12 protein-coding genes and 2 tRNA genes are annotated in these 12,327 nt (G+C 41.3%); 4 read left to right on the forward strand and 10 right to left on the reverse strand.

The features are described from left to right. Position 1 precedes the first annotated feature (1 nt). Both EXT43_RS08295 and EXT43_RS08300 read right to left on the reverse strand, forming a co-directional pair. Positions 2 to 78, reverse strand: a tRNA-Asn gene (locus tag EXT43_RS08295). Positions 79 to 97: 19 nt separating this feature from the next. Beyond that, positions 98 to 174: transfer RNA gene (locus EXT43_RS08300), tRNA-Asn, on the reverse strand. A gap of 1,062 nt (positions 175 to 1,236) precedes the next feature. Here EXT43_RS08300 and EXT43_RS08305 point away from each other — a divergent pair. From EXT43_RS08305 to EXT43_RS08320, 4 genes are read left to right on the forward strand one after another with little or no spacing between them, the layout of a single operon-like run. Beyond that, on the forward strand, positions 1,237 to 2,616 hold the full coding sequence (locus EXT43_RS08305; RefSeq protein ID WP_130166762.1) for an MATE family efflux transporter: 1,380 nt from the start codon (positions 1,237 to 1,239) through the stop codon (positions 2,614 to 2,616). Next, positions 2,613 to 4,607, forward strand: coding sequence for an excinuclease ABC subunit UvrB (uvrB, locus tag EXT43_RS08310; RefSeq protein ID WP_130166763.1), 1,995 nt, complete (start codon positions 2,613 to 2,615; stop codon positions 4,605 to 4,607). The genes EXT43_RS08305 and uvrB overlap by 4 nt, the downstream gene beginning before the upstream one ends. Positions 4,608 to 4,612: 5 nt before the next feature. Next, complete coding sequence (locus tag EXT43_RS08315; RefSeq protein WP_130166784.1) at positions 4,613 to 5,542, forward strand: class I SAM-dependent methyltransferase; 930 nt, start codon at positions 4,613 to 4,615, stop codon at positions 5,540 to 5,542. Continuing rightward, positions 5,542 to 6,198, forward strand: coding sequence for a tRNA (adenine(22)-N(1))-methyltransferase TrmK (locus EXT43_RS08320; RefSeq protein ID WP_130166764.1), 657 nt, complete (start codon positions 5,542 to 5,544; stop codon positions 6,196 to 6,198). The genes EXT43_RS08315 and EXT43_RS08320 overlap by 1 nt, the downstream gene beginning before the upstream one ends. A gap of 15 nt (positions 6,199 to 6,213) precedes the next feature. Here EXT43_RS08320 and EXT43_RS08325 read toward each other — a convergent pair whose 3' ends face one another. The 8 genes from EXT43_RS08325 to dinG all read right to left on the reverse strand — a co-directional run bounded on the left by EXT43_RS08325 (position 6,214) and on the right by dinG (position 12,310). Then, positions 6,214 to 6,456, reverse strand: a complete 243-nt coding sequence (locus tag EXT43_RS08325) for a hypothetical protein (RefSeq protein WP_058583760.1) — start codon at positions 6,454 to 6,456, stop codon at positions 6,214 to 6,216. Between the two features lie 69 nt (positions 6,457 to 6,525). After that, on the reverse strand, positions 6,526 to 7,413 hold the full coding sequence (locus EXT43_RS08330; RefSeq protein WP_130166765.1) for a DMT family transporter: 888 nt from the start codon (positions 7,411 to 7,413) through the stop codon (positions 6,526 to 6,528). A 72-nt stretch (positions 7,414 to 7,485) separates the two neighbouring features. Beyond that, the gene (locus EXT43_RS08335) at positions 7,486 to 7,644 is read right to left on the reverse strand and encodes a YbaM family protein (protein WP_082710998.1); all 159 of its coding nucleotides are present in this window, start codon (positions 7,642 to 7,644) and stop codon (positions 7,486 to 7,488) included. After that, positions 7,641 to 7,913 (reverse strand): late competence development ComFB family protein, encoded by a 273-nt coding sequence (locus tag EXT43_RS08340; RefSeq protein ID WP_062567015.1) that lies wholly within the window; start codon positions 7,911 to 7,913, stop codon positions 7,641 to 7,643. The genes EXT43_RS08335 and EXT43_RS08340 overlap by 4 nt, the downstream gene beginning before the upstream one ends. Before the next feature lie 46 nt (positions 7,914 to 7,959). After that, entirely contained in the window at positions 7,960 to 8,853 is an 894-nt protein-coding gene (locus EXT43_RS08345) for a histone deacetylase (RefSeq protein WP_171037167.1), read from the reverse strand. Further along, positions 8,850 to 9,458, reverse strand: coding sequence for a primosomal replication protein (locus EXT43_RS08350; RefSeq protein WP_130166766.1), 609 nt, complete (start codon positions 9,456 to 9,458; stop codon positions 8,850 to 8,852). Before EXT43_RS08350 ends, EXT43_RS08345 begins: the two co-directional genes overlap by 4 nt. Continuing rightward, on the reverse strand, positions 9,459 to 10,235 hold the full coding sequence (locus tag EXT43_RS08355) for a TSUP family transporter (RefSeq protein WP_062567012.1): 777 nt from the start codon (positions 10,233 to 10,235) through the stop codon (positions 9,459 to 9,461). It lies immediately after the preceding gene. After that, positions 10,235 to 12,310 (reverse strand): ATP-dependent DNA helicase DinG, encoded by a 2,076-nt coding sequence (dinG, locus tag EXT43_RS08360; RefSeq protein ID WP_130166767.1) that lies wholly within the window; start codon positions 12,308 to 12,310, stop codon positions 10,235 to 10,237. Before dinG ends, EXT43_RS08355 begins: the two co-directional genes overlap by 1 nt. Positions 12,311 to 12,327 lie beyond the last annotated feature (17 nt).

Genomic DNA, 12,327 nt, shown 5'->3' on the forward strand with positions numbered 1-12,327 from the left:
TTGGCTCCCCCTCCCCGACTCGAACGGGGGACCTGCGGATTAACAGTCCGTCGCTCTAACCAACTGAGCTAAGGGGGAACAATCATATTCATAAACTTGGCTCCCCCTCCCCGACTCGAACGGGGGACCTGCGGATTAACAGTCCGTCGCTCTAACCAACTGAGCTAAGGGGGAAGCGTCATGCCTTTCAACGGGGCGAAATATTAATGACAGCATTGCAAAGTGTCAACATAAAAACTTCATAAATTCAAAAAAGAAGCTTATTCGATGTTTTTATGTTCGATCTGAGCAAAATGTGGCTGAAAAGCTCAACATTTTTTGCTTAGCAGCGGGGGATCTATGTCGAATGCATCACTTTTTTGCATGCTTTTTGAGCTGAGTCATTTTTCAAAAATATAAAAAAGGTTTATTTGCTAAGTCATTCTTTACCAAATCGAGGAAATCACTATTTATGTAATGTTTTTTTCGGATGGCAAAAAATAGATCTAATTCTTTTCGTGGCAGTTCCCACTCCTGATATTTTTTCGTGTATTTCCTTAATGAGGTAAAGGTAGGCTTCCCCGATTTTTGATAGAAAATTCTAAAATTAGTTGGCTTCAATTATACACAAGGTAATTTTAGTTCTTTTTATCAGATGGTTAGCTTGTAATCTTTCCTTGTATTTTAATTGTCATACTTAAGTTCACGTTGCTGTAGAACATTTTTTGCGCCTTCTTTTCACTAAACTTATAAAACGGTTAAAACAAGATGCTTTGCTATTTATAGTATTGTGCGTTTCAGGCTAGCCTTAAAAGCCTTTATATTTGCGGCTTCTAGAGAGTTATCCACGGTTTCTGTGGATAACTCTGTTTATTAAACTTTAAGAACAGCTATAGTGCTAGGATTTTCGAGGGCTACAGCAATTTCAAGTATTTAATTCACTTTTTTTAATTCATTTTAAATCAATGTGTTAGTGTTTTTATCTGAAGCCTTGCTGAATTGATGAGTAAATTTATTCGTGACGATGAAATGGCGCTATTTATTGTGTAAAAAAACAGCGAATACTGCCTTTTAATTGTAACAAAGCTATTAAACTTGTTTTTATATTGTTTTTTATGAGGGTTAGTGGTTATTTTTATGTCAAAGCGCCAAAAGTAATAGTTTTGTGTATGAATTTTGATTCTGTTAATAAAGCATAGCTTGCAAGAGAAGGATGCTTTAAACTTACAGGTTCAGAAAAAGAGGCAAAGTATTCCCATGAGCGTGAAACCGCAGAGCAAAACTAAACCTGATCTTTTAAACTCACCCATTCTGCCAACCTTGAAAAAAATGACCATCCCAATGATCTTTGGCATGATCACCCTAATGATGTTTAATTTGGTTGATACCTTCTTCATTAGTTTGTTAGGTACAGAGCCTCTCGCCGCTGTCAGTTTTACCTTTCCTGTTACTTTTACTGTTATTAGCCTTGCAATTGGTTTAGGGATAGGTACCTCTGCGGTGATAGCTAAAGCACTAGGTAGTGATAAGTTAGATGAAGCACGTTTTGATGCCAGCATGTCGTTGTTGGTATCGGTGGCGATGGTGTTTAGCTTATCTGTAGTAGGTTATTTATTAATAGATCCGATCTTTAAGTTATTGGGTGCTGGCGAATTAGTCTTACCGCTTATTCATGAGTATATGAGTGTGTGGTTCTTAGGCAGCGTATTTCTAATTACCCCTATGGTTGGCAACTCTGTACTTAGAGCCAGTGGCGATACTAAAACGCCAAGTATTGTTATGGGGGGAGCAGGGCTGATTAATGCTATTTTAGACCCTATACTTATTTTTGGCTTTGGACCTGTTCCGGCATTAGGTATTCAAGGCGCAGCTATTGCCAGTGTTATTGCATGGTCAGTTGCTGTCGTTATCATTTTATACATCCTTGCGGTAAAAAATGGTCTATTGAGTTTACATGCTGGTGTACAAACGCCGCTTAGCTCGATTCGTAAAATTCTTAAAATTGGTTTACCTGCGGCTGGCGCAAATATGCTGACACCTATTGCCATGGCGGTCATGACAGCATTAGTGGCTAAACATGGTCCTGAAGCGGTAGCGGCGTTTGGTGTGGGAAGCCGAATTGAATCTATTGCAAGCCTTGTGGTGCTTGCTTTGTCGATGACCTTGCCGCCATTTGTGAGTCAAAACTTTGGGGCAGGCAAGTTTGAGCGTGTTAAAGGAGCCTACACAAAAACCTTGAAATTCGTGATGATTTGGCAGTTCGCTATTTATATTTTACTGCTGTTAACCTCTGGCTTTATCGCTGATGTATTTGGTAAAGAGCAAGCAGTAATGGATGTAATTAAGTTATTCATTTATATCTTGCCATTGAGTTATGGCTTGCAAGGGGTGATTATTTTATCTAACTCTTCATTTAATGCCCTGCATAAACCAATGAATGCACTGATTTTAAGTGTAGTACGTCTGTTTGTTTTTTATGTACCTTTTGCTTATATAGGCAGCGAAATCGCAGGCTTAACCGGTTTATTTATTGGTGCGGCGATTGGTAACTTATTTACTGCAATGGTTGCCTATAAATGGTTTATCAAAGAAGTTGATGGGTTAAGTGAGTCATATATGAAGGAGTGTCATTCATGAGCGACCATTTCCAACTAGTTTCGAAATTTCAGCCAAGTGGTGACCAACCAACGGCAATCGCACAATTAAAAGATGGCCTAGAGGCTGGGCTTGCGCATCAAACATTATTAGGGGCTACGGGAACGGGTAAAACCTTCACCATGGCCAATATTATTAATGATTTGAATCGTCCAACTATCATCATGGCACACAACAAAACACTCGCTGCACAGCTTTATGGCGAAATGAAAGAGTTCTTCCCTCATAATGCGGTTGAGTATTTTGTATCTTATTACGATTATTACCAGCCAGAAGCCTACGTTGTTGCCAGCGATACCTTTATTGAAAAAGATGCGTCTATCAATGAGCACATTGAACAAATGCGTTTAAGTGCCACCAAAGCGCTGCTTGAGCGACGCGATACCATTATTGTGGCTTCGGTGTCTGCTATTTATGGTTTGGGCGACCCTGACTCATACATGAAGATGATGCTCTTGCTTAAAGTGGGTGAAACCGTCGATCAGCGCGATATGCTGCGTCGTCTTGCTGAACTGCAATATACTCGAAACGATATTGAATTTAGCCGTGGTACTTATCGTGTACGTGGTGAAGTGGTCGATATATTTCCTGCTGAATCGGATACTTACGCAGTTCGTGTGGAAATGTTTGACGATGAAATTGAGCGCTTAAGTATTTTTGATCCGCTTACGGGGGCTGTTGAAAAGCACATTGTACGCGCGACTATTTATCCGAAAACCCACTATGTAACACCCCGTGAAAAAATTCTTGATGCCATTGATAAAATTAAAGATGAGCTTAAAGACCGCCGAGCTCAGCTACTTAGTGCCAACAAGCTTGTAGAAGAGCAGCGTATTGCTCAGCGCACCCAGTACGATATTGAAATGATGACCGAGCTTGGTTATTGCTCAGGCATTGAAAACTACTCGCGTTACTTATCAGGTAGAACACCGGGCGATCCACCTCCGACATTATTAGATTACTTACCTGATGATGCATTGATGATTATTGATGAATCACACGTTACTGTGTCGCAAATTGGTGCTATGTATAAAGGCGACAGAAGCCGTAAAGAAAATCTTGTTGAGTATGGCTTTCGCTTGCCATCGGCATTAGATAACCGCCCATTACGTTTTGAAGAATTTGAAGCCATTGCGCCGCAAACTATTTATGTGTCGGCAACACCTGGTGACTTTGAGCTTGAGCGCTCATCAGGGGAGGTTGCTGAGCAGGTCATTCGTCCAACCGGGCTTATAGACCCTGAAATTGAAGTGCGCCCTGTGGGCACCCAGGTTGATGACTTACTTTCTGAGATCTATAAACGAGTTGAAGTGAACGAGCGGGTACTTGTTACTACTTTAACTAAGCGCATGGCAGAAGATTTAACCGACTATCTCAACGACCATGATGTAAAAGTTCGCTACTTGCACTCAGACATCGACACCGTTGAACGAGTCGAAATTATCCGTGATTTACGTGCCGGTGTGTTTGATGTGTTAGTGGGCATTAACTTATTGCGAGAAGGTCTCGACATGCCAGAGGTTTCACTTGTTGCGATACTTGATGCTGATAAAGAAGGCTTCTTACGTTCGACTCGCTCACTTATTCAAACCATTGGTCGTGCTGCGCGTCACTTAAATGGTAAAGCGATTCTGTATGGCGACCGCATAACTAACTCGATGCGACAAGCCATTGATGAAACAGACCGTCGCCGTGAAAAACAACAAGCTTATAACCTTGAGCATGGTATAGAGCCGCAAGCACTGGTTAAAAGTATCACCGATATTATGGATGTGGGTGAAGAGGCAAGTCCGAAAGATAACCTTAAGTTGGTGCGTAAAGAGTCTAAACAAGTGCTCAGCGCGAAAGATATTGCTAGCCAAATCAAAACCCTTGAAGCGAAAATGCATGCTTATGCTAGCGATCTTGAGTTTGAAAAAGCGGCGTCTGTGCGTGATGAAATTCACGAATTACAACAACAGTTAATTAACTAAAGATGATGACAAACGATTTTTCTGCCATTTTAAATGCCTTAGCAGAGGCTCCACTTGATGCTAATGAATTATGTCGTGTATTCCATGGCCGTGGTCACTCAGTCGCTGAGCTGAGCCACATAAACTTAGACTTTTATCCGCCAGCACTTTTTTTAGTTTCATATGAAGAAATAGATGAACAAGTGCTAGCGCAATTAACTGATACCCTGTGGCAATGGGCGCAACAGAATGCGCCAGAGCTTGTAAGTGCATTGGTTTACCAACAACGTAGCGGCATTAACACTCGTAATGCCCTGATGTTTGGTGAATTACCCCAAGAGCACCATGTCAGTGAAAATGGTATTAAGTTTAAAGTCGATTTATTGAGTCGCCAAAATACTGGGATTTTCCCTGATATGCGCCGTGGCCGAGAGTTTGTTCAAGCCAATAGTAAAAATGCAAAAGTGCTCAACCTATTTTCATACACGTGTGGCTTCTCTGTTGCAGCAATGCAAGGCGGTGCTGACCAAGTTATTAATATGGATATGAATAAAGGGGTGCTGCGAACTGGTAAACAAAACCATCAGTTAAATGGTTTTGCTCAAGGGGTTAGTTATTTTCCGCACGATATTTTAAAATCATTCGGTAAACTAAAAAAATCAGCGCCGTATGAATTAATCATTGTTGATCCACCGAGCTTTCAAAAGGGCAGCTTTATATTGACCAAGGATTATCAAAAAATCTTGCGTCGTTTACCTGAGCTGTTAAATGAAAACACCCAATTATTACTGTGTGCCAATAGCCCTGAGCTTTCAGAGCAGGCGTTTAAAGACCTCATTAGCGATCATACACAAGGAGCAATTAGTTTTGTTGAGCGATTAGCTCCTACCGATGGTTTTATTGAAGTAGACAGTGATCGCAGCTTAAAAGCGTTAGTTTATAAAACAGCAAACTAATGGCACTGAGTAAACGACTATCAGCCATCATTGATGTGGTAGATTCTGGTTATGACGAAATCTGGGATTGTTGCTGTGATCACGGTTTGTTAGGCATTGAGCTGCTACAGCAAGATAAAGCACCGCTTATACATTTTGTTGATATTGTGCCTGAGTTAATGCAGGCACTAGGTGATAAACTCGAACGTTTTGCTAAAAGAGAGCAACGCGGCCGTTGGCAGGTACATTGCCAAGATGTGGCAATGATTTCACCAGATCCTAAAAAACGCCATCTTGTTATTATTGCTGGAGTGGGGGGTGAGTTGTTAGTGCAGTTCTTAGCGAAGATTGTAAGCCAACAGCCAAATACGCACATCGACTTTATTGTTTGCCCAGTGCATCACAGTTATCAAGTTCGTAGCTATATACAAACACTGCCATTGGGGCTCGTCTCTGAGCAGTTAGTGTGTGAAAACAAACGATTTTATGAAGTTATTGCCATGAGTGCGTCATCCTCGCAACAGATCACTCGAGTCGGGCACTCAATGTGGCAGCTAACAAATAAAGAGCACCAAACATATTTAAAGCAGTTATGTGCTCATTACCAACGCATGTTAAATCAAGACGCCGATTATTATCAGCCAGTGCTTGAACAATACAGTGCATTATTGTCTTAATTAGAGTTAACTTAATTAAAGTTTATTAATCTCTTGTTTTACGTTGTAGCTAGAGTCAGTGACAATGGCTTCGAGGGTTTGTACACGCTCTCTTAGCTCTTGCAACTCCTTTGTTACTTCGGCTACATGTTCGTTTGCTTCTTTTGAATTTTTTAAAGTTCGTGATTTAAACTCAAGGTGTTTTTTATACATATCATAAATTACACCAGAGCCGACTGATATCAGCACGATTAACACCACCATGGTAGTACCTGACATACACTTCTCCTTCCTTTTTTAGTATCTAACAGAATATAGATTGTATTTAAAAATGCAATTTGCATTCTGTTACAAGGTGTTTCGTTTTAGAAATGGCTTGATGCGAATAAAGCCTGTAACGAGCATGGTACCTGCGATAACACACAGTGCGCCAACTAAGGTATTGGGACCAATTTGCTCATCTAAAATTAAATTTCCCCACACTATGCCAAAAAGTGGAATCAAAAAAGTAACAGTCAATGCAGAGGTTGGGCCAATGTCATCAATCAAACGAAAGAACAAGATATATGCTACTGCAGTACACAGTACTCCGAGTGCCACCACACCAAGCATCACTACGTTAGTTGGCATTTCTCTGGCAGGAATAACAAAAATAAGCGGCAGTACCATGATACTCGCCGCCCACATACTGCCATGGGCATTATCAAAAGCAGATAACTTAGGTGCATGTTTAGTGTAATGGGATGCGATGGCGTAGCTGAGTGAAGCACACAATGCTGCAACAATGGCCGTGATAGCTTGGCTGTCGATAGTGAGGCTATTTTGACCTACTAAAATGGCTACGCCCGTTAAGCCTAATAGCAAACCAAGCAGCATACTTTTAGTGGGTTTTGTTTTACTCCAAATAATACCGACTATGGCACCCCAAATTGGCGTTGTTGAGTTTAATATGGATAAAGTGGAGGCATTGATGGTTTGTGCTGCATAGGCAAACAATAAAAAAGGAATAGCAGAATTAAGCGCGCCAATAATGAAAAAATGCTTTTTGTGGGTCGCGAACGCAAGTTTCTTGCGTAAGTACAACGCAAAAATAAACAGTGTTATTGCTGCAAAACCAACTCTTAACTCAATTAATACCGCAGGGCCTAAGCTATTCGCTGCCATGCGCATAAATAAGAAGGAAGCGCCCCAAATAGCAGCAAGGATGAATAAGCGTAATAAACTTGGCAATGACATGGTTTTACATTCTTAAATTATAAAACCTGAGCATATCAAATTTATGCCCCAATACTCGCCATTTTCGGACTATTAATCAGTTGATTGTGGCAGTTTCTTTTCGAAATCAGACTTTACGATTTCTAAAGCTGCTAATACATCTTCGGCGGGAACGTCGTTTTGCTCTAAGAGCATAATGAGATCAACAGCAATTTTTATATAGTTAGGTGCGCTTTCTAACTCATTGCTCATTTTTGCAGTTCCTTTTTCTTAGCAACTTGGCTGATGGCCACATCGATAGCAGTTTGCACTTGTTGCTCCATTTTAATACGCTCTGTTTGTGGTAAGTAAAATTCCATATCGACATCGTAGCGGATGTAGCGGGCTGGCAGTTGATTTAATACGGTGCAGCATAAATCTGCCATAACATCATCACTATAGGTTGATTCTAAGTTGCGCTTAGTGATGTCTTCGACAACTAATTTTTCATAGTAGTTGTGAATGTCGTCATGCAATTTCATACAGAGTGAGCCTAATTAAAAAGTCTTTTTAAGTGTATACCAAGCTTTAAAATAAATCGACAGCAGCCCTAAAAAGCTGACCGTGAACATCAACCAAACGGCTTACATTTCGTTGATAGCCACCGCCCATAGCTGCAAACACTGGGATATCAGCTTCCTTTGCTTGGTTTAATACAAAATAGTCACGTTGATACACTCCCTCTAAACTCACTTGAAAGTGCCCTAACTCGTCATCTGTTGCGATGTCTGCGCCGGCGTTATACAAAATGATATCTGGCTGGTGGAGTCTAGTTGTTAGGGCTAAAGCTTGTTTGACTGTCTCCAGGTATTCTGCATCTGAAGTGCCATGCTCTAAAGCAAAATCGTAGTTTGATTGCTGCTTAATACGCGGGAAGTTTTGCTGACAATGAATTGAGCAGCTAATTATTTGAGGATGTAGTTGCGTAACTTCAGCTGTGCCGTCTCCTTGGTGAACGTCACAGTCAAAGATTAATACGGTGTCGGCTTGCTCAGTATCAATCAAGTGTGCAGCAGCTATCGCTAAGTCATTAAAAATACAAAAGCCACTACCATATCCCGTAAAAGCATGATGATAACCACCACTTAGGTTAAAAGCAGCACCCTGTTGTATGGCAAACTCAGCGCCTTGAATACTCGCCCCAACAGAGTAAAGTGTTCGTTCAACCAATTCAGTGGACCAAGGAAAGCCCATTTTTTTAATTGCTTTGCTATCAAGACTACCAGCTAAAAATGCGTCGACATAGTCGGGGTTATGGCACAGAGTAAGCTGCGCTTTAGTGGCTTGTTGTGGGGTAATGAAGTGCTGCTCATCAATAAAGTTGCTGACAAGCTTTTTTAACAAACGATATTTATCAATGGGAAAGCGGTGACGCTCAGGTAAAGCTAACGCTGAATAACTTGGATGGTAGTAAAACATTATCTCAGCTGCTGTTTCTCGACCTGTTGAATTTTGTCTTCAGTGGCAGAAATTGCCTTACGACAACGGCCAAGTCTTGCGTGTAATGCGAGTATTTCTTTGTTAATTTCGGCTGCTTGCTGTGTATTTGCAGCTTCAAGTTTTAGTTTTCGCTCTTCGATCATCAATACTAACCGGCGTTCAAACTCATGGTTTTGTTTTAGTTCGTCATACAGTTCATGGGATGACTGCATGATTTTTTTAACTGCTTGCTTATAAACCTGTGGCTTAGCTTTTGGCTTAAAACTATACTTATTTTCTTTAGCCCAAACTGGGGTTGATTTGATTACATTAAATACCGCTTCTACCTGAAGGGTAATGCGCTCAAGCGCATATTGGTAAGCATGGCGATGCTCAGCAGGCGGCAGGCTGTTTAGTTCATCTTCGATTTCGCTTACGTAGTCAGCCAGCTTCATACTTTTTGTGCTAAACACGGCTTTATCAAACAAACTTGGTTGGGCTTGCATATAGCGGTTTTTAGCAAATAACTTACCCTTATCAAATTGTGTGGCTAATTGTTTGAGCCTTTCAATTTGTGAACGTAGTTTATCAAAAGCAGTCGATTGCATTTATAAATAAGCCTCATAGATCAACTTTAACGCTAACACTATAACCACAGTGTTAAACACTGGGCGGATCATTTTACCACCAAACTTAATTGCTGAATGTGCTCCTAACCATGCTCCAAGCATCAAGAAAAAGCCCATTGTAATACCAAGTAAAAAGTTCACATGGCCAAGCGCCACGAATGTGATTAAAGAAATAAAGTTTGAAACAAAGTTCATTGAGCGGGCAAGGCCACAGTTAAGCAATAAGCTCATTTTATATAATAGGCTATTTGATGCGGTCCAAAAGGTACCAGTTCCTGGGCCTGCTAAACCATCAAAAAAACCAAGTCCAAGACCTTGCAGCCATTGTTTAACTTTAGTTTTACCATCTAGCTCTGGTAGCTCGTTATGCTCAGTTGTACTTAAGCTGCCAAATAAGCTGTAACAAGCAACTAAAATAATCACCACTGGTAGTAATTTATTTAAAAATTCAATACTTAAGTAATCAACCACTAAAGTACCTATGAGTGCACCAATGGCTGTTGCTAAAATGGACGCAGCCCAAAACCGTGGGTTGAACAACTTTTTACGAAAATAAGTCACGCTGGCCGTCAATGAGCCAAAACTCGCTGCAAGTTTATTGGTGCCTAAGGTGAGGTGGGGCGGCAAGCCTGCAGTTAATAGCGCTGGCACAGTTAACATCCCGCCACCGCCTGCAATTGCATCAATAAAGCCCGCTGCCAGTGCGACTGCGCATAATAGTGCCCAGGTTGCTGGGTCTAAAGCTAATTCAAACATTAATAATCAATTTGTCTTTTAAAAGGTGGCAAGGTATCGAGCATGGCTTTGCCATATCGCTTGGTCACTAAACGGCGATCAAGGATAGTAATGCGACCCTGATCATTTTCTTTGCGCAGCAGTCTACCACAGCTTTGTACTAATTTCTTTGCCGCATCAGGTACGGTTATCGAAAGAAACGGATTGCCACCTTTGCTTTGCACAAACTCAGCCTGCGCTTCTTCTATTGGTGAGGTGGGTACCGCAAATGGAATTTTTGTAATTACCAGGTTTTCTAGGTACTTACCCGGTAAATCAAGACCCTCAGATAAACTTTGAGTGCCAAATAAATAGCTAGCACGGCCTAAATCTACATTGGCTTTATGCTTTTTAAGCAGAGCTTCACGAGACATTTCACCTTGCACTAAGACCTCAATTCCTTTGCTACGCAGCGCTTTAACAACATGATCCATTTGCCAATAAGAGGCAAACAACACCAAATTTGCTTTTTTATCATCAAGGAACTTAGGTAATTGCTCAGCCAAGTGGTCGCTAAACGCTTTATCGGTCGGCTCAATATGACTGGCAGGAATATGCAACGTCGCTTGTTTTGGGTAATCAAACGGAGAAGGGACTTTTATGTATTTTACGCCTTCTTCTTTGGCAAGACCGCATTCATAGGCAAAGTGATCAAATGAACCCAATGCAGTTAAGGTGGCTGAACAAAGTACGGCACCCGCGCATTGATTCCATAATTTATCTTTTAGGTAATAGCCAACTTCAATAGGGCAATCACTGAGTAAATGGTCGTGATAGTTCTTATATTCTAAGCGTTTTATCCATCGCGCATGGGGAATACCTTCGCCTTTTGTGGCGTAACTAAACCACAGCTTGTTTAATAACTCTAGACGATTAATGTACTGACCACTTTCAGCCAAGATTGGATCGGCCACATAAGGTTTTATATCGCCATCACTTACGTCTTGCACTAGGGTATCGTGCATCTTGTTGAGTGCTCTTAGGGCATCAAGGGTGGCATCGCTAATATCTTTTGCTTTGGTATGTAAAGATGCTGGGATTTCACCGTGCTCAAAACGATAGGTGTCATCACTGTTATAGTTAAAGTCTGCGTTATCAAGAATATCACGCACCACTTTTAAGTTTTTACCAGCATCATTGATACTGTCACTGAGCTTAAAATTTTGCCCAATCGCTTTTTGACCTACGAGCACATTAGCCATTTTACCAGCAAATTTAACCAGCTTGTCGAGCCAGTCTATAGTGCCTTTAATGGTTGCTGCAGCAGAAGAGAAATCGCGGGTGATGTGCGCTAAATGGTGCGCTTCATCGATTACATAAATTGTATCGTCAGGCTCAGGTAGAATTTTACCGCCACCCAAATCAAGATCAGCCAGTAATAAAGAATGGTTGATCACTAGCACATCCATTTGCATAAGACGCTGACGTGCCATATGAAAAGGGCAGAGCTGATGAGCGCGCATTTGTCGTTGGCATGAATGCTTATCACAGGCAATTAAATTCCACACTTTATCAGGGATGGTATCAGCCCAGCTATCGCGGTCACCTTGCCATTGCTTTTTTGAATAAGCATCATAAAGTTGCTTTAAGCATTTGGTTTCCATATCAGATAGCGGCGATGACAGGGTCGGCATAAACTCCATTTGCGTTTGACTGTCGCCATTAACGGCGGCACTGAGTTTTTGTGCACAGATATAACGTTGTCGACCTTTCACTAAATCAAACTTGATGTCTAGGCCAGAGTGCTCTTTAAAAAAAGGCAGCTCCTTACTAATTAACTGCTCTTGTAGGGCAACGGTTGCCGTCGAAATCACTAATTTCTTTTTCTTGGCCATCGCTAAAGGCAATGCCCCTAAACAATACGCCAACGACTTGCCGGTCCCTGTGCCTGCCTCAATAACACAAATTCGTTGGCTCTTGTGATACTCGCCAGCCAGAGTTTTTGCTATCTCGGCAACTAAATAGTTTTGACTGCTTCGAGGGCGATAATCGGTGAGGTTATCAGCAACATGCTTATGAATTTGCCGAATTGTTTTTTTTAAAGAGTCAGAAAGCATGCCCAGAAAACCTAAAG

Source organism: Pseudoalteromonas sp. CO109Y (genome assembly GCF_004208935.1).
Classification (GTDB): domain Bacteria; phylum Pseudomonadota; class Gammaproteobacteria; order Enterobacterales; family Alteromonadaceae; genus Pseudoalteromonas; species Pseudoalteromonas shioyasakiensis.

Bases quoted from the DNA above. Each gene is read 5' to 3' on its own strand.
- EXT43_RS08305 (WP_130166762.1), top strand. From the start codon at position 1,237: ATGAGCGTGAAACCGCAGAGCAAAACTAAACCTGATCTTTTAAACTCA.
- uvrB (WP_130166763.1), top strand. From the start codon at position 2,613: ATGAGCGACCATTTCCAACTAGTTTCGAAATTTCAGCCAAGTGGTGAC.
- EXT43_RS08315 (WP_130166784.1), top strand. From the start codon at position 4,613: ATGACAAACGATTTTTCTGCCATTTTAAATGCCTTAGCAGAGGCTCCA.
- EXT43_RS08320 (WP_130166764.1), top strand. From the start codon at position 5,542: ATGGCACTGAGTAAACGACTATCAGCCATCATTGATGTGGTAGATTCT.
- EXT43_RS08325 (WP_058583760.1), bottom strand. From the start codon at position 6,456: ATGTCAGGTACTACCATGGTGGTGTTAATCGTGCTGATATCAGTCGGC.
- EXT43_RS08330 (WP_130166765.1), bottom strand. From the start codon at position 7,413: ATGTCATTGCCAAGTTTATTACGCTTATTCATCCTTGCTGCTATTTGG.
- EXT43_RS08335 (WP_082710998.1), bottom strand. From the start codon at position 7,644: ATGAGCAATGAGTTAGAAAGCGCACCTAACTATATAAAAATTGCTGTT.
- EXT43_RS08340 (WP_062567015.1), bottom strand. From the start codon at position 7,913: ATGAAATTGCATGACGACATTCACAACTACTATGAAAAATTAGTTGTC.
- EXT43_RS08350 (WP_130166766.1), bottom strand. From the start codon at position 9,458: ATGCAATCGACTGCTTTTGATAAACTACGTTCACAAATTGAAAGGCTC.
- EXT43_RS08355 (WP_062567012.1), bottom strand. From the start codon at position 10,235: ATGTTTGAATTAGCTTTAGACCCAGCAACCTGGGCACTATTATGCGCA.
- dinG (WP_130166767.1), bottom strand. From the start codon at position 12,310: ATGCTTTCTGACTCTTTAAAAAAAACAATTCGGCAAATTCATAAGCAT.